Source organism: Gallicola sp. Sow4_E12 (genome assembly GCF_052116305.1).
Taxonomy (GTDB): Bacteria; Bacillota; Clostridia; order Tissierellales; family Peptoniphilaceae; genus JBQKLI01.
Window position 1 is genome coordinate 21,476 of the sequence record NZ_JBQKLI010000009.1, and the last position, 17,373, is coordinate 38,848.

Below are 17,373 nucleotides of genomic sequence, written 5' to 3' on the forward strand. Positions count from 1 at the left end.
GCCTCCTTATACCAGACTCAATCTTCGGTCTATTGTGTCTCTTGGGAATTTCCAGGACTATTCTGTTCCGGTGTTGAGTTTTGCTGTGAATTGTTCTGTGTATTTTGTATATTCTGCGTATTCTGAGTGTTTTGTGTATTTTGTGTATTCTGCGTATTTTGCGATGGAGTGTTTTGAGTTTCACTATCGGAATTCTGTCCTTGATTATTTGTACCCGAATTTCCTGTATTATCCCCACCTGTATTTTGATTATTGTTTGTGGATTCTGAACTTGGCTGTTCTGCCGGTTCGCTGCCGCTCTCTTCTGTCTCAGCAGCAGGTCCTATTTCCGGCCTGTCCACATTATTCTCTATCGTAGTTGGAGTTGTGCTGCCGTTTAAATATTCTTCAAGGGTAAATTTGCCTTCAAATATTCTTTGTGCAATCTCTACTCCTACATAGCGGTAATGCCAAGGTTCTGCCCGCCGATTTGTCTGGGATTCTTTTCCGGCTGGGAAGCGCTCGATAAAACCGTATTTATAGGCATTGTTTTTCAGCCAAGAAGCTTCTTTTGAATCAGCGAAGGCTTCTGTGTATTTCGCCTCATAATCCTCGCCCATAATATCGTAAGCAAGTCCTGTTTGATGTTCGCTGGTACCTAGATCCAATTGTCTGCTGTCTGCTTTATACTCTCCATAATCATTTACTTTACCGGAGTTCGCCTTTTCCTGCTGGGCATAATTCCTATAATCGCTGGCAGATTTTAATACAATATTATCAGCTTTCGCATTTTCTACCATTATCCCAAAGGCCTTTTGAGCATCCACATCAAGCCCTGGATCATAATCCTTTGGAAGACTATAGGTATCATTCACTAAAAGTACTCCGTTGATCACTTTAAGCTGATTTGGATCTTCTATAGACTTTAATCCTGCAGTTTTAACATAACCTTCTTGATCAAGATATTTTATTTTTGTAAATTCCCCATTTTGACCAAAGTTTTTCACATATACATTTTGAGGAATTTCTGCAAATTTATTCTCTTCATTGGCTTCTTTATAAATCGGCAGCTCTTCTCCCGTTTTGTTGAAACCGAGAAGCTGGGTAGAATCTGTGCTGCCTGTCTGCGGAGTCTCTTCCTGCAGCTTTATCTGCGTATTCTGATTTGCTGCCTGTTGGTTGGCTTGAGCTCTGCCGGCTAATGTATTTTTTATCAGCACTGCCAGCAGCACGACAAGGAGAATCGATACAACGACGATAAAGATTCCATTGTTTCTTCTCTTTTTCTTTCGTAACTCTTCCGCTCTGCGTTTCTTTTTGATCTGTTCTAACCGTCTTCTTTCAAACTCGATTTCTTGCGGGTTAAGCTTTACCGTATGGCCTAACTCCCTTTGTTCATTCATAATCCTTCTTTTTTCTTCCCGAAGGGTCTGGCGCCGTTTCCTGTTTTGATTCGCCAGCTGTTCTTGTTTCTGAATAGATGCAGTTCTCTTTTCCGAAGGCCTTTTTTTGTTCAGTCCTTCAACACCTTCATTCAAAAAGCTGTATTTTTTATTAATATCGCTATAGCTATTGTTCTTTTTATTTCCCATGCTGCACTCCTAACAAATCATCGTAAACACGGATCACTTTTTTTATTATTTCGTCTTCGGAATAATTATCTATTATATACCCGCTAATTCTGTTCTTATCGAATTCACCAATATGATTCTTAAACCATCTAAGCTCTTTTGTGATAGCATCAACATCTCCCGCCGGCACAAGTTTTCCGTTAAATTCTTTTATAAAATGTTCGCTTCCGCCATTTCTAGTACATAACACCGGCAAACCCGCTTTCATTGCTTCTACAATCGCTTTTCCAAATGTTTCCGAATAGCTTGCTAAAAGAAAAAGATCTGCATCTAAATATTCTTCTGCTATCTCCCTTAAAGACGTTTGCCCTTCTAAAAACACCTGTTCTTCCAAGCCTTCTTCTTCGATAATTCCTTCTAAAGCTTTTCGATCTTCCCCTTCGCCGTAGATAAATAATCTTGCATTTTCTCCTTTAAAAGCTCTTGAAAATGCCTTAATCGAATCTCTATGCCCTTTGCTTTCTTTCAAGTTTCCTGTGGATACTATTTTAAAATAGGGACATTTCTCTTGTCCCTTTTTGAAAACACTTGTAGGAGTCAATATAGGAATATACTCCGATTTTACATTAAATATCCTTTCAATTCTTTCTTGATAAAAGGGGCTGCCGATCAGCAAACGATCACAATGATGAAAAGCATATTTGGAAACATCATACAGGTCTTTTTTAATATCTTCTTTATTTTCTTTGTTTAATAATGAAGAGTGTTCTGTGACAACAAGGGGATATTTCCCTTTGAGAACCTTCGCATAGGCATAGGATGTATCGGAAAAATGAGAGTGAACAATATCCGGTTCTCCCTGCTCCCTAATAATTCTCGGCAAAAGCTTCTTTAATCCAAGGGCTGCAGCTTTAGAAAGAAAGCGTGCATCAACAGCTCCTACAGGTATATTCATAATATACACAGGGATATCATCGACTATTCTTTTTTCAAAACCCCATCGCCGCTTTCTTCGGAAAGATCTCATATCCAACCCTCCAACAGCAACGTCGATTCCGGCTTTTTTCAAAGCTTTTGCATACACCATTTCGTGAATCGCATTCATCGGATATTCACTTGAAGGATAGCCATGACTGCCGATCAGCACTTTCATTTTATTCCCCATTCCTGATTTTTTTATAAATTTTCACATACTCTTCAGAAAGATCATCCCAATTAAACTGGCGGGCATTCACAAATGCCTTCTTTGAGATAGCCTTGTAATCTTTTTTTATATCTAATATTCTATGGGCTACTTCTTTCGCATTATTATATACAACACGATATCCTACTTCACCTTCCGAGAAGTGTCCGTCAAAGCCCTGTCCTTTTGTATAAATCACAGGAAGCCCCTGGCTCATAGCTTCCACATACACCAGCCCAAAAGTCTCTCTTCTTGAAGGCATCACGAAAATATCGTGATCTCGAAGTATTTCCCGTACGCCGCTTTTATCTTTTATCGCTTCATAGCGGATATAATCTTTCTTTTCTAAATACTTCTGAACTATCTTAATATTCATTCTTCCCACTAAGGTAAGCTCCACTTTAACTCCATATTTTCGAAGAATCTCGCAAGCTCTTACAATAGTAATTACATTCTTGTTTGGATCATCCACTCTGCCTACATATACAAGCCGAAGGGGATCGTGATATTCTTTCGAATTCTCAATCGGATCTTCAAAATAATAGTCGTCAATTCCATTTGGTATAATGATTGATTTTTCGTAGACCTTCTGCTGATCTTCCCCAGCGACATATTTCTCTATTGTCAGATCTCTGTATGCCGGTGATAAAAACACAACACCGCTTGCTTCATTCAGAATCTTTCTCCCGAGAAAAATGAGATGAGGCATCACTCTGAAAAATGTAAATAAGTCCGTATTCCGAACTGCGGTAATGTAGGGAATATTAAAATCCTGCTTAAGACGATAGGATATATACCCGTTGGATACTAAAGAATGTGCATGGGTTAGATAATACCGGTTCACATCGATATTCTCTTTTACATCTCTATAGACTTTCTTATGTTTTAATGAAAAGATAAAACGATCGCTCCATTTATAGGGCTGAGAAACAATGAAATTGTCCGGCATTGGAGGTAATTTCGTTTCTCGGGCACAATAATATAAAATATCGTGATCCAACCCTTTTTCATCTAATTTCTGAAAAAGATTCTCATATAATTTTGTACCCATATAATAGGAGCAAACCTCTAAAACCTTATTCTTTTCCATTGTACTCTCCTTAAATATCCGGTGTGTAATTTGGAACTATTTTCTTTAATTGAGCTACGATTTCTTTTTTCTCTCCGTCATTTTCCGCAATTTCATGAAGGATTTCCAAATTTTCCAAAAGTCCTTCCCGATCATGAATGACTGGTTTTTCTATAAAAATCTTATTATACGCTGTTTTTGTAGAGTTTTCCTGGTTTAATAAAAGCTCTTCGTATAATTTTTCCCCAGGACGAAGCCCTGTATAGATAATCTTAATGTCTTCATCGGGAACAAAACCGGACAAGCGGATAAGATTTCTTGCAAGGTCATCGATTTTAACTTTCTCTCCCATGTCCAATATAAAGATTTCGCCGCCCTTTGCAATAGCCCCTGCTTGAAGAACTAGCTGGCAGGCTTCTGGAATCGTCATAAAATATCGAGTCATCTCTTTATCTGTCACTGTAACCGGTCCGCCCTCTTTGATCTGTTGTTTAAATAAAGGAATTACAGATCCGTTAGATCCTAAAACATTTCCGAAACGCACCGCTACAAAATCCGTCTTGGATTCTTTGTCTTTTACCTGAAGCATAATTTCGATAATCCTTTTTGTACAGCCCATAACCGAAGTGGGATTGACTGCTTTATCTGTAGAAATATTCACAAATTTCGACACATTGTATTTGTCTGACATATCGATCAGATTTCTCGTACCAAAAATATTATTCTTCACAGCAGATACGGGTGAAGCTTCCATAAGCGGCACATGTTTATGCGCTGCTGCATGGAAAACAATCTCTGGTCTATATTTGTCAAAGACATACTCCATACGCTCTCTCTCACGCATCGTTTCGATAATCGCAGTAAGATTGGCGTCTTTATAATGTCTTTTTAATTCATTTTGAATTTCATACAGACTGTTTTCATAGATATCTAACAGGATCATCTCTTTTGGATCGTATTTTACAATCTGTCTGCAAAGTTCAGATCCTATAGATCCCCCTGCTCCCGTAATTAAGACGACTCTATCCTTAATAAGACTGGTCAGTTCATCTTGATTTAAGTGAATTTCTTCTCTTCCTAGTAAATCTTCTATCTGAACTTCCCGAATTTCTTTGATATTCATTTTGCCTTCGATGGCTTCATAATATCCTGGAACTATTTTGATTTTTGCTGAAGTTTTGTGGCAAAATTCCAAAATTTCTTTTTGGTCTTTCCGATTAATGGACGGCATTGCAATGATTATATCGTCGATCTCGTAATCTTTCACAACTTTTTCTATAGATCTACGGTCTCCTACCACAGGAATCCCGTTGATATTGCGGTCAATCTTGGAAGGGTCGTCGTCTACAAAAGCTACTGGTATTGAACCCAGCTCTTTGTGTTTCAGCAGTTCATTCATCACAAGAACGCCTGCTTCTCCAGCTCCCACAATCAAGGTTTTATTATAATTTGTTCTGTTTTTCGCAAATATAAAATCTCTTAAATTAAAATGAGACAAAAATCTTGTTGTCAGTATAAAAAAGGATTCTAAAACCATTGCTATCGGATAGATACTTCGAGGAAGCCCTGAATCTACGATTAAAAGAAATAGAGCTGCCGCACCCGATCCCAAGACCGTTGCTATAACTACCCTGATATATTCTGAAATATTAGCATATCTCCACATGGTACGATACATTTTAAGCAGAATAAAAACACCCAAATGGATCAACGTTACCACAATTGCATAATGCAGATATGTATTGTAATAGATCACTGGAATGCTGCCGTCAAATCTCAGCCAAAGGCCGATAAAATAACTGGCATTTACCAATACCATGTCCAATAAACCTAATAATAACACCTTCATTTTTCTCATACATTTACCTTCTTATATATTATAATTTTTATCGTGAAGTTCCTTTAAAAACTTTTTTAATTCTTCAGCATACTTCTCTTCTCTTAAAGCATACTCTACATTGGCTTCAAACAGGCCTTTTTTGCTTCCTACATCGTATCGTCTTCCTTCAAAATCATAGGCCATGATTTTCTGGCTTTTTGACAGTGTATTGAGTGCATCTGTCAGCTGTACTTCCCCTCCGAAGCCTTTTCTCGTTCCTTTTAATATCTTGAAAATCTCTTGGGTTATAATATAACGCCCTAAAATAGCTACATTTGTCGTAGCCTCTTCTGGTTTCGGTTTTTCCACAAGAGAATTTACTTCATACAGGCGCTCGCCGATTTTTTTGCCATCGACAATACCGTATTTATCAACATCTTCTTTCGGTACTTCCTGTACTCCCACTACGGAACATTCGTATTCGTCATAAACCTTCATCAGCTGCCCGATACAGGGAGTATCATGATAAACTACATCGTCTCCTAATAGAACTGCAAAGGGCTCATCTCCTACAAATGTTTCTGCATAGGTAATCGCATCTCCCAAACCGTTTTTAGTCTTTTGTCGGACAAAATGTACATTGCAGAGATTTGAAATATTCTTAAGTATTTCGTACATCTCTGGATTTTTAGTCTTCATAACTTCTTCCACCTCTGCAGAAGAGTCGAAATGATCGGCGATGGCACCTTTGTCTTTTGATATTATAAGAAGAACATCTTCTATGCCTGCATGTGCCACTTCCTCTACAATATACTGAATTGTCGGTTTATCGAATATCGGCAGCATTTCTTTTGGTATAGATTTAGATGCGGGAAGCATTCTCGTACCGAATCCTGCTGCGGGAATAACTGCTTTGCGAACTTTCATAAACTCCTCCTATTTGTTTAAAAGATTTTTATAAATATCGTCGACCACATTGAAATTATCTTCTATATTGTAATTATCAATAACATACTGTCTTGCATTTTTCGCCATCTGTTTTCTTAAATTTTCATCTTCGTATAATGTTAATAACGCTTCGTATATAGCCTCAGAATTTTGCGGCTCTACAGTGATACTGCTGTATCCGGGCTTCGTTGCTTCTGGAAGCCCTCCTACGTCCGATACAATTGTCGGAACTTCGCAGGCTTGGGCTTCTACAGCAGCTACCCCGAAGGACTCGCTGTCTAGCACAGAAGGAAATACTGCCACGTCCATTTTATTAAAGGCCTCTACGACTCCCTGAGTATTCAAAAATCCCAAGAATTTGACATTATCTTCAATACCCAGTTCTTTGGAAAGGTCTCTTAATTCCTGCTCCTGGGTACCTTTTCCTCCTAAGAGAAGTTTTGCATTCTTCTCTCCCGTTTTATCGATCAGCATTTTAAACGCTTCTATTAAATATGTAATACCGTATTTTGGATAGAAAGATTTAATAATTCCCACAGTAAAATCCGGATATCGTTCCACCTCCAAGGGTTTAAACAGATCGATATCCACACCGAAGGGTGTAACCAGTACTTTTTTATCTGTATACTGGGCAACTTCTTTTTTCATATCCTCTGAAGTAGACAGGATAATATCCGCCTTTTTTAAATTCCGTCTTAACAATTTCTCGTGCAGAGAACTCTTTTTTGGAAAATCATAAATATCGGATCCCCAAATTGATAATATGTAAGGATGTATATCCAACAAAGACGCTAACAGACCATAACTTGTAGCATAATGGGCATGAATAATATCAGGATTTTCTTTTTTGATAAACGCTTTTATTTTAGAAAGCTGGCTATAATATATAAACAGCTTATTGATATCTGAACGGGATCTAAACCCCTCTACCTCGCAAGAATATACCTTTGCTCCAGGAATTTCTCCATCTCCCAAAGAAATCACAATGACTTCATAGCCTTTTTCCAAAAAGAACTCCGACCATTTCAAAGTATGGGCGCTGCCTGCATCAGACAAATAACAAATTTTCATTTCCTGCTCCTTTTTAAAAGTATTCGTAATAATCTCCCTATAGTATATCATAAAAGGTTTTGTTCCCAAAGTATAAAGAACTCTACAAACCCTCAAATTTCAACATTTAAATTGTCATAAATTCCTACAATAATTCAAACCTTTAAAAAAAGAGTGGAGTGTGAGAGAGGGGAGAGGGGAGCTGTGGTAGAAAAATGAAAATTGCGTTCATTTTTCTACGTTGAATAAAGAACCTTTAGAAAACGTTCCTATATCCGTTACACTTCATAGAAACAGGGGAGCGTCTGACGACACGCTTTATATACGAAGAAAACGCTTCGCATTTTCCACCACCCCTACTCCCTAAAATCTATAACCTATTTTCTATATTTTACATACTTTCTCTTCACTCTCCACTCTTTCTTTTCCTATCTTTCCCTGGCCACCAACGGTGTGCCGCCTAACGCCTAGGTCCCGTTCGGGATCCCGCCTGGGCTGCTGCTGCAGTCCCGCCTGTTTTTCCATAAAAAAAAGCCCCGAATACTCGAGGCTTCCATTATGGATTTTATTAGTCTGCACTGTATGGCAATAAAGCTACTTGTCTTGCTTTTTTCACTTCTTCAGTAACAGTTCTTTGGTGCTTTGCGCAGGTACCAGTTACACGGCGAGGTAAAATTTTACCTCTTTCGCTAACATATTTTTTTAATGTAGCGATATCTTTGTAATCGATCTCTTTCTTTTTATCTGCACAAAAAGCACAAACTTTTTTACGTGGTCTATAACGTCTTTGCACTTTTGTTTCCTCCTTCTAATTAGGATAATTAAAACGGAATATCGTCATCATCGATCGGGAATGCATCATCGCCCATTCCAAAATCTCCCGGTGCGCTGAAGCCGCCTTGAGAGCTTGAGGACTGATCCATAGCTTTTCCCTGATTAAACTGATTTTGATTCATTCCAGAGCCTTGCCCGCTGCCGATAAATTCAAATCTATCTACTACAACATCTGTTGTATAGCGTCTTGTTCCATCTTGTGCTTCATAGGATCCTGTTTGAATTCTGCCTTGCACTGCAATCTCTTTGCCTTTATTAAAATATCTTCCGATCAGTTCGGCAGTTTTGCCCCAACATACACAACCGATAAAATCTGCTGTTGGCTGGCCTTTTTGTTCTGCTTCTGATTTTTTATCTTTTGATAGTCCACGGTCAACAGCTACAGTGAATCGGGCCATTGCATTTCCGGTATTTGCCGTGTACCTTAATTCAGGATCTCTGGTTAACCTTCCAATTAATATAACAGTATTCACTGATTACCTCCTAAGACTTAAGCATCTTTGCGAACAAACATGTATCGGATGACACTGTCTGCTATTCTGCATCTTCTTTCAATTTCACGGATATGCTGCGGTTCAGCTTCAAATTGAATTACAACATAATAACCATCTGTGATATAGTTGATTTCGTAAGCTAATTTTCTTTTGCCCCATTCATCTACTTCTAAGATAGAACCTTGCTGCTCGATAATACCTTTTAAACGGTCAAGCTCGCTATTTCTTTCTTCATCAGATAAATCAGTTTTGAAAATTAAAACACCTTCGTATTTATTCATTATTTTTACACCTCCTTATGGACTTGTCGGCCCTAGATTATTCTAGAGCAAGGACAAAAAGCATTTTATCACAATACAGAAAAACAAGCAAGGAAAATCAATCATTTTTCCCTGCTTGTCTTAGAAATTGCTGTAAATAAATTCAGGTGCCTGGCTGACTTCGCTTTGGAGCAGCCAGTATAGGACAATCGCCATAATTGCAAGGTACATAATCAGAGAAGATCCTATTATTTCAGCTATACTATTGATTATGGAATTTTTGAATTTCTTCATCGATATACACCCACCCCTTCTCGCCTATATGCATAATATCTTTTAAAAAATAAGGATCGTACTCATGATCCGAATAATCTATGAGTTCTAAGTTCTCTTCTTTTGCTAGTTTTCTTATATTATCGTAGTACGTCTTTCTCTTTTCTTTCGAAAATCCGGTATAATCGCTCCATTTTCCATGAAGAGGCATCGAAATGAGTTTAAGATTAAGATTCTGTTCTTTTGCTATTTTTATAAACAAAAGCAGATCGTCGTATTCCGCAGATTCGCTGTAGTCCACATCGTTTTGAGAGTTTTTAAGGGATATCAGCTTTGATTTCATATATTCATTAAAATACCCGTCTTCAACTTCAAACATATTGTTTGAACCCTTTTCTTTCGCTCTTCTGCCTGCTTCTTCCAGCATCGTCTCTTTCTTTGGAAGTTTTGGATTCGTTTCCACTGCTTTATAACCTGAGGTGTCTTTTTTCTGAAGTTCTTCGAGCATATTCTTTTTATAATGCCACTGGGATTTGTAATTTTCTGCTGTTAACAAAATTTTATCTTTTATCCCTTTTTTCTGATAGCTGTCGTAAATAGATTTTAAAGTATCATATGTTTTCTTTGTCTTTTCAGATCCTACAAAAAGCGACAAGGTTCTTTTCGCAAATATATCTTTTGACTCATCAGAGATCTTTTTATTTCTTAAAACCTCTTCAAAGATGTCCGGTGTAATAAAAGCAGCTGCCGCTTCCTTTTGAATCCCCTCTTTCGTGAACCATTGAGGCGAAATGATAAGCATTACCTTTTTATCCTCCAGTTTCTCCCCCATCGCCGCGATTACACCTGCATGGACTAAAGACTGGCAGCCTCCTCTTCCTATTCTTAAGGTGTTCAGCTCCTCTGAGCGAAAGCATTTGAAGGGATAGTATGGAGTATCTTCATCGGAATTCAGTTCGCTGGAGCCTAAAACTGTTATCGTATTTTCTCCTGCAAGATGTCTTAAAAGATAACTGTTCCCAAACTTCCGATCGCTAAGATACGTTCTCATAAAAGACATTGGAGTGTGGTCTATTTTAGAATCGAAATAGCGATCAGCGCCAAAAAAAGTAAGCACTAAGAGAATAATCGTAATCCCAAATCCAATAAGTTTATTCATCTTCTAATTTATTTTTTACTACTTCGACTATTTTTCTTGGCGTATCAAAATCTTCTCTTGCTACTTCCGTTGGAGAAATAATTACATCTAATTCATCCTCTAACTCCACGATCAGATTCACAACTCCTAAGGAATCCAATAAACCTAGTTCAAAAACATTTGTATCAAGATTTTCTCTCAGGCTTTCTTCCCCTGTAATATCTACTAATATATCCATTACTTTTTCTTCCATAAAATCCTCCTGTTATATATAATGCTTCACTACTTCTAAAAATCTTCCCGAAAAAATCAAAAAACTAAACATTACCAAATGAAAGGTAACAAACCAGCTCAATATTTTATAAGCAAGGCGGTCTTTGATTTTTTCATAAAACGTAAACTTCTTTTCATAAAGATCATTTACTGCTAATAACACTCCATGAAATAAACCGTACAAAAGATAACTTGCCGTAAGCCCATGCCAGGCTCCCATAACAAACATATTTATAATATAAGAGAGAAAGGCAATCGCGATCATCGACTTTAAAACTCTTTTTTTCATAATATTTTTTACAATTCTTGAAAACACAAAATCTCTAAACCAGTGGGAAAGAGATATATGCCAGCGATTCCAAAAATCTTTAATATCTACACTTATAAAGGGCATATTAAAGTTCATCGGAGTTTGGATTCCCATAATATTTGAAGCGCCTACCGCCATCAAACTATAACCTGCAAAATCAAAAAACAAATAAAAACCATACAAATACATATAACCCAGTACATCTGTCAGTTCAAAGCCTACGGCATACAGCTGAAGCTTTTCATACAAGATATAAGAAATGATAAATTTGTATGTATATCCTAAAATGATTCTAAAAATTCCATTCCCTAAAAGATCTGCATATTCCCTTGGAGGCTTGTAGCGTTGTGCATCTTCTCTAAATCTCCTGTACCGGTCAATAGGACCAGAACTCATTGCCGGAAAAAAGATCATAAAGGGAAGAAAGTTCCGGAATTCTACTTTCTTTATCAAACCATCGTAGATTTCTATGACGATCTGTATCGTCTTAAAACTGATATAGGAAATCCCCAAGAAACTATACAACTCCATATCAAGAGGTCCAGAGATCTTATTTAAAAAGAGAGGGAGTATCGCAATAAAAAGCGATGAATAATAATAAAATTTATTTCTTTTATATTTTTTCCGCAAGACCGCATAAGACTTTATATTGATCCACTGCACTATCAAATACATGATTAATAGAAAAAGCTGATTCATATTTCTGCTATAGATCAATACCACAAAAACAATGGATGTCATCGTAATCCAGGAACGCTGTTTCTCCCCTAAAAAACCTAGTATCAACGAGACTGCCAGGATTCCAAAAAGAAGAAAGAAAAAATCAATACCTTCAAAATAATTCATCTTAATACTCCATTAACTGCTTGCGGTCTATTTTTCCATTTCTATTTATAGGCAGCGCATCTATGTATACAAAACGCTGGGGAATCATATATTTTTGCAGGTATTCGCCCAATAATTCTTTCAGTTTTAGAGTCCGCTTGTTTTCATCTTTTATGGAGCCTTTGTATACGATAAAGGCTGTAAGCCTTTGGACTTTTCCTTTGTTCCAAAAAGGAATGACACAAGACTTTTCTATTTCTTCTAAGCGGTCCATGTTTTTTTCGATATCCGACAGCTCAATACGATATCCATGCATTTTGATTTGATCGTCGATTCTCCCGCCGCAGAAATAGTAACCCTCTTTTTGAAAACCAATATCGCCCGTCAAATAAAAAGGAAGTCCGCTGTCCTTCTCTTTCCCAAAAACTTTCCCTGTCAATTCCTCCGATTTATAATAGCCGAGACCTACCGTATCTCCAAGGATCATGATCTCACCTTTTTCTTCCTTAGCTTCTTTCATAATCTTTAGAATCGTGCCGGGTTTTGGCTTTCCGATAGGTAGAGGATTGAAGTGTTCGATAATATCTTCTGTAATTTCTATAGAAGTGACACAAACAGTAGATTCTGTCGGTCCGTATGTATTTATAATTCTAGCCTTGGGAAATCTCTTTTTAAGTTTTTTCGCTGTTTTATTTGTAAGAATCTCGCCGCAAAATAAAAATGTATGGAGATTCGGCAAAAGGTCCTCTTGAAAGTTCCTTTCTGCAAGACACAAATCCGCGAAAGAAGGAGTTGATACCCATATATTTGCCTTCGATTTCTTCAACTCTTCCATAAGAACTGGATAATCAGACTGTGACTCTTTGTCTAAAACATAGAGAATCGAACCGCTGCCTAAAGCCATATATAAGTCCATAACCGACAAGTCAAAAGAGAAGGGCGCTTGATTCAAGATAACAGAGTCTCTTTCAGTTTTTCCGATATCTATAATCCATCTCGTAAAGGCTTCTACATTTTTAAGCCGGATCATCACGCCTTTCGGTTCTCCAGTACTCCCTGATGTGAAAATAATATAATAAAGATCTTCCTCTTTCACATAATCAGAGGAGCTTACTGTCTTTTTTTCGAAAGATACAATCTCCTTGATCTCTTCAAGTCCCACAGCCTTCTCCACAGGAAGACTATCGATCGTAAAGACAATTTCGGAACCCACCTTATCGATGATTTTTAATACACGATCTCGAGGTGTGCTGCTGTCTACTGGACAATAAGACCTACCGGATTTTACACAGCCCAAAAACACAGCTATCATCAGGGGATCTTTGTGACCGTAAACCACAATAGGTCTCTTATCCTCTCCTAAAACTCTTTTCAAATAAGAAGCAATACGATCGGAATCTTCGTCTAATTCTTTATAAGAATAATCTTTGTCTTTATATTTATAAAATACACGATTATCTTTTGCGTATTTTTTAATATGTTCTAATATCATGGCAACTCCTCCGGCTTCTATCCTGTTTTATTCATAAAATCTTAATCCCTATAAGACTATAGGACTTAATTTCTATAATAAAAATAATACTTGTTTAAATAACAGTATAGATAATAATTATAAAGAAATTATAAATATATAGCAAACAGCCCTCTCTGATCTTTTTTTCTTGATTATCTTCCTCTAATACATTCAAATTCAGCCCTTTGTCCCCTCTTTCTAGACAAAAAAATAAGAGCTGAAAGAATTCTCAGCTCTTATCTTAGACATAATGTAGATATTTGGCACCCCCAGCCGGACTCGAACCAGCGAATCTCCCTTAGGAGGGGAGTATTATATCCTGCTTAATTATAGGGGCGTAGGAAGAAGAAAAGGAGACGAATGAAAACCGTAATTTCCATTCGTCATCTTTATCCTTTTATTTTAAAAATAAAGCATGCTTTTAAAAAGAGAAAACATATTTTGGGTAGATCGAAGAACTCTGGTTCCCGGGTCCGCAGCTTCATAATCTTCTTTTACAATAAGATCTATTTTCCGGATAGCATTTCCACCCGGTTCAACTAGAAGCTCGCCTACTTTATCGCCTTTTTTCAAAGGAGCTTTTACGTCCAAAAGCTCTGCCTTATAGCTTACACCTTTATCTTTATTGATGATCATTTTCAATTCTTCAGAAGGATAGATTTGTATCTCTCCCGCTTTAGAAGAACTTAATTCTACCGTATCATACACCTTCTCTGAATCTACTATTTGTGTTACAGCAAAATTGTTTTGAACAAAATACAGCAGTTCCCGCATACTGTCGTTTCGGATCTGTTTGTCTTTTGCGCCCATAGATATTCCTATGGTGCGAAACTCTTCTTTTCCTTGATTTCCAGCCCCTTTAAGGGTTGTAATCAAGCAGTTTCCAGCCTTGTCTGTTGTCCCTGTTTTCAAACCGTCTACCCCGGCAATTGTGCCGATAAAAGGTACTGTTGAAGGCTCGCTGAAGTTCCGTTTCGGCTGCACTAAAGTATTTGTGTTGGAGATTTCTAAAACTCTTGGATAATGCTCTAATAAGTATACTGTCATTTTAAAAAGTTCTGCCGTACTCATAGTGTTTTCCGTGTTTCCAATGGGAAGACCGGAAGCATTGTGAAACTTTGCTGTGCTTAATCCGATTTCTCTGGCTTTTTTATCCATACGATCTACGAAGGCTTGTTCAGTTCCGCCAACTTTTTCCGCTAGAGCAATCGCTCCATCATTTGCAGACACGACAATCATACCATCTTCTACATCACCTACAGTAACTTTTTCGCCTTCTTTCAGTCCCATACTGGAACCGCTGACATCTTCGATTTTTTTAGATATTACTATTTCATCCTCTGATTTTATTTCCCCAGTGGCAATAGCATCTTCTACCACCATAAAGGCCATCAGTTTTGTAAGGCTTGCAATGGGCACTTCTTTTTCTGCATTATGAGACGCAAATATCTGTCCTGTTGCAGAATCTCCTATAATATATGAACCTACTTTATCCTCTATACCTATCGCTGCAAAAGCTTTTGTTTGAAAAGCTAAAGTCAAAAGCAGAATGAATAGTAATATTTTTGATAGCTGTTTTCTCAAATAATCACCTCAGCTATAGATTATACTATATTAGTCCTTAAATAGAAAGAATACAACGGCAGCTCTCTAGAATAATTTCTCTTCTTTTTCAATTCTGTCTTTATTATTCATATAAGGTTTTAAAATTTCAGGAATCGTTACAGATCCATCTTCGTTTTGATAGTTTTCAAGAATCGCAGCGAATGTTCTTCCGATTGCAAGTCCGGAGCCGTTTAATGTATGAACAAATCGAGTCTTTTTGTTTTCATCTCTAAACTTGATGTTTGCACGTCTTGCTTGGAAATCTTCGAAGTTTGAACAAGAAGAAATTTCTACATAACGATTATAGCTTGGCATCCATACTTCGATATCGTAAGTCATTGCAGAAGAAAAACCTAAATCACCAGAGCATAACAGCACAACACGATAAGGAATATTCAATTTTTGAAGCACTTCCTCTGCATCTTTTGTAAGACTTTCCAGCTCTTCATAAGAATGATCCGGATGGGCAAATTTCACAAGCTCTACTTTGTCGAACTGATGATTTCGGATAAGCCCTCTTGTGTCTCTCCCTGCAGATCCTGCTTCTTGACGGAAACATGGAGTATAAGCTGTAATGTGATATGGAAGATCTTCATTGGCAACAATTTCGTCCGCAAGCATATTTGTCAAAGGAACTTCCGCTGTCGGAACAAGGAACATATCTTTAGAGGGAACATGAAACATATCTTCTTCAAACTTAGGAAGCTGTCCTGTACCGAACATCGCTTTGCGGTTTACAAGAACCGGTACTGCCATTTCATGATAGTCTTGATCGACTGTATGCAAATCCAGCATGAAGTTTGTAATCGCTCTTTCAAGTCTTGCGCCGTTTCCTTTGAATACAGAAAAACGAGAACCAGAAACTTTAGTTCCTCTTTCAAAGTCTAAGATATTAAGATCCGTTCCTACATCCCAATGGGCTTTCGGTTCAAAATCAAAGGTTCTTGGTTCTCCCCATTTTCGAATTTCGATGTTCTCGCTGTCATCGTTTCCATCAGGAACTTTATCGTTTGGAGTATTTGGAATACTTAATAGATACTCTTCGATTTCTTCTTCGATCGCTTTTACTTCCGGATCCATTCCTTTGATCTTATTAGAAAGCTCTTTCATTTCGTTGAAGATTTCTGTTGTGTCTTCTCCTGCTTTTTTCATCTCTGGAACTTTTTTAGAAATACTGTTTTGTTCTGCTTTCAGTTCTTCTACTTCGGCAATCTTCACTCTTCTTCTTTCGTCTGCTTCGATAAGCTCGTTAATCGGAAAAGAACCGTGGCGTTTCTTTAATGCCTCTAATACAGCTTCTTTGTCTTTTCGAATTCTCTTAATGTCTAACATTTTCTTAAATCTCCTCCTTGATAAAAAAAGAACCCCATCCCTTGAAAGGGACGAGGTTAATCCCCGCGTTGCCACCCTAATTAGTTTTGCAACTCGCTTGACTTGACAATCTGCTCCGGGGTGGATTCAGTTTTTCCCATTATCTGCTTTCACCCTCCGCAGACTCTCTAAAAATGCTCCAAACCTACTATTTCCCTTCACCGCATTTAATATATATTGATTAAATCTTACCATAATAAAATAGATTAAACAAGATCAGAGAGGGCATGTTCCACAGCTATTTCCGGTATGCCGATGTCTTCTACAAAGATTTCTCCTTTGATTTTCAGATGCCCTTTTTTTAGACACTGAAGGGCAACGATGCGGTCTGCTTCCACGGCAATCCCATGGACAGATCCATCATCCGCATCGATACCGCTTGGTATATCGATCGAAAGAATAAAAGCATTCCCTCCATTGATCTTTTCGATGGCTTTTCGGTAGAGACCTTCGATGTCTCTCTCAAGTCCCGTTCCAAAAATCCCATCGATAATCACATCCTCCTTCTCTACGCTTCCCAGATTTAGAAGAGTAATATCGTTAATCTTCGTGATTTTGCCCATAAGATTGCTGTAGATACGGTAGTTGATTTTAAACTCGTCGCTCGCCTTCTCCGGATCTCCCAAAAGAAAAACTTCAACATTTTTTTCTTGAAGCAGAAGATCTCTTGCCACAGCCAGACCATCGCCTCCATTATTTCCTGTAGATACGACAACTTGATACTGTCGTCCTTCTTCCGGCACATGTTTCATAATGGCGTTTTTCGCATTTTCCATTAGTACTATACTTGGTATTCCAATTTCCTCAATCGCATAACGGTCTGCTTCTCTCATTTCTTTTGCAGTTAAAACTTTCATC

Annotated in this window: 17 protein-coding genes, 1 tRNA gene and 1 other annotated feature; all 18 genes read right to left on the reverse strand. The window is 37.7% G+C overall.

The genetic code is table 11. The annotated features are described in order from the left end of the window. Window positions 1–29: 29 nt before the first annotated feature. The 18 genes from ACTQ46_RS06075 to ACTQ46_RS06160 all read right to left on the reverse strand — a co-directional run bounded on the left by ACTQ46_RS06075 (window position 30) and on the right by ACTQ46_RS06160 (window position 17,372). The gene (locus ACTQ46_RS06075) at window positions 30–1,571 is read right to left on the reverse strand and encodes a M15 family metallopeptidase (RefSeq protein ID WP_441748095.1); all 1,542 of its coding nucleotides are present in this window, start codon (window positions 1,569–1,571) and stop codon (window positions 30–32) included. After that, on the reverse strand, window positions 1,561–2,703 hold the full coding sequence (locus ACTQ46_RS06080; RefSeq protein WP_441748097.1) for a glycosyltransferase: 1,143 nt from the start codon (window positions 2,701–2,703) through the stop codon (window positions 1,561–1,563). Before ACTQ46_RS06080 ends, ACTQ46_RS06075 begins: the two co-directional genes overlap by 11 nt. 1 nt (window position 2,704) lies before the next feature. Further along, window positions 2,705–3,823 (reverse strand): glycosyltransferase family 4 protein, encoded by a 1,119-nt coding sequence (locus ACTQ46_RS06085; RefSeq protein WP_441748099.1) that lies wholly within the window; start codon window positions 3,821–3,823, stop codon window positions 2,705–2,707. A gap of 10 nt (window positions 3,824–3,833) precedes the next feature. Continuing rightward, window positions 3,834–5,660 (reverse strand): polysaccharide biosynthesis protein, encoded by a 1,827-nt coding sequence (locus ACTQ46_RS06090; RefSeq protein WP_441748101.1) that lies wholly within the window; start codon window positions 5,658–5,660, stop codon window positions 3,834–3,836. Window positions 5,661–5,672: 12 nt separating this feature from the next. Then, window positions 5,673–6,548 (reverse strand): UTP--glucose-1-phosphate uridylyltransferase GalU, encoded by an 876-nt coding sequence (galU, locus tag ACTQ46_RS06095; protein WP_441748103.1) that lies wholly within the window; start codon window positions 6,546–6,548, stop codon window positions 5,673–5,675. 9 nt (window positions 6,549–6,557) lie between these two features. After that, window positions 6,558–7,640 carry a glycosyltransferase gene (locus ACTQ46_RS06100; RefSeq protein ID WP_441748105.1) on the reverse strand — a complete coding sequence of 361 codons (1,083 nt, stop codon included), beginning with the start codon at window positions 7,638–7,640 and terminating at the stop codon, window positions 6,558–6,560. A gap of 547 nt (window positions 7,641–8,187) precedes the next feature. Further along, window positions 8,188–8,412 carry a 30S ribosomal protein S18 gene (gene rpsR, locus ACTQ46_RS06105; RefSeq protein WP_441748107.1) on the reverse strand — a complete coding sequence of 75 codons (225 nt, stop codon included), beginning with the start codon at window positions 8,410–8,412 and terminating at the stop codon, window positions 8,188–8,190. Window positions 8,413–8,440: 28 nt separating this feature from the next. Continuing rightward, window positions 8,441–8,926: a single-stranded DNA-binding protein gene (locus tag ACTQ46_RS06110; protein WP_441748109.1), complete on the reverse strand. Its 486-nt coding sequence runs from the start codon at window positions 8,924–8,926 to the stop codon at window positions 8,441–8,443. A gap of 17 nt (window positions 8,927–8,943) precedes the next feature. Then, entirely contained in the window at window positions 8,944–9,228 is a 285-nt protein-coding gene (gene rpsF / locus ACTQ46_RS06115; protein ID WP_441748111.1) for a 30S ribosomal protein S6, read from the reverse strand. Between the two features lie 120 nt (window positions 9,229–9,348). Further along, window positions 9,349–9,501, reverse strand: a complete 153-nt coding sequence (locus tag ACTQ46_RS06120) for a hypothetical protein (protein WP_441748113.1) — start codon at window positions 9,499–9,501, stop codon at window positions 9,349–9,351. Beyond that, window positions 9,470–10,639: a D-alanyl-lipoteichoic acid biosynthesis protein DltD gene (gene dltD, locus ACTQ46_RS06125; RefSeq protein ID WP_441748115.1), complete on the reverse strand. Its 1,170-nt coding sequence runs from the start codon at window positions 10,637–10,639 to the stop codon at window positions 9,470–9,472. Before dltD ends, ACTQ46_RS06120 begins: the two co-directional genes overlap by 32 nt. Next, window positions 10,632–10,871 (reverse strand): D-alanine--poly(phosphoribitol) ligase subunit DltC, encoded by a 240-nt coding sequence (gene dltC / locus ACTQ46_RS06130; RefSeq protein WP_441748117.1) that lies wholly within the window; start codon window positions 10,869–10,871, stop codon window positions 10,632–10,634. The genes dltD and dltC overlap by 8 nt, the downstream gene beginning before the upstream one ends. 12 nt (window positions 10,872–10,883) lie before the next feature. Further along, complete coding sequence (dltB, locus tag ACTQ46_RS06135) at window positions 10,884–12,047, reverse strand: D-alanyl-lipoteichoic acid biosynthesis protein DltB (RefSeq protein ID WP_441748119.1); 1,164 nt, start codon at window positions 12,045–12,047, stop codon at window positions 10,884–10,886. A 1-nt stretch (window position 12,048) separates the two neighbouring features. Then, the gene (gene dltA, locus ACTQ46_RS06140; RefSeq protein WP_441748120.1) at window positions 12,049–13,518 is read right to left on the reverse strand and encodes a D-alanine--poly(phosphoribitol) ligase subunit DltA; all 1,470 of its coding nucleotides are present in this window, start codon (window positions 13,516–13,518) and stop codon (window positions 12,049–12,051) included. Between the two features lie 282 nt (window positions 13,519–13,800). Beyond that, a tRNA-Arg gene (locus ACTQ46_RS06145) sits at window positions 13,801–13,876 on the reverse strand. Window positions 13,877–13,941: 65 nt separating this feature from the next. Beyond that, window positions 13,942–15,123: a D-alanyl-D-alanine carboxypeptidase family protein gene (locus ACTQ46_RS06150; RefSeq protein WP_441748122.1), complete on the reverse strand. Its 1,182-nt coding sequence runs from the start codon at window positions 15,121–15,123 to the stop codon at window positions 13,942–13,944. Between the two features lie 66 nt (window positions 15,124–15,189). After that, complete coding sequence (gene serS, locus ACTQ46_RS06155) at window positions 15,190–16,476, reverse strand: serine--tRNA ligase (protein WP_441748124.1); 1,287 nt, start codon at window positions 16,474–16,476, stop codon at window positions 15,190–15,192. Window positions 16,477–16,519: 43 nt separating this feature from the next. Next, window positions 16,520–16,686, reverse strand: a binding site (T-box leader). Window positions 16,687–16,721: 35 nt separating this feature from the next. Next, window positions 16,722–17,372 (reverse strand): NAD(P)H-hydrate epimerase, encoded by a 651-nt coding sequence (locus tag ACTQ46_RS06160; protein WP_441748126.1) that lies wholly within the window; start codon window positions 17,370–17,372, stop codon window positions 16,722–16,724. Window position 17,373 lies beyond the last annotated feature (1 nt).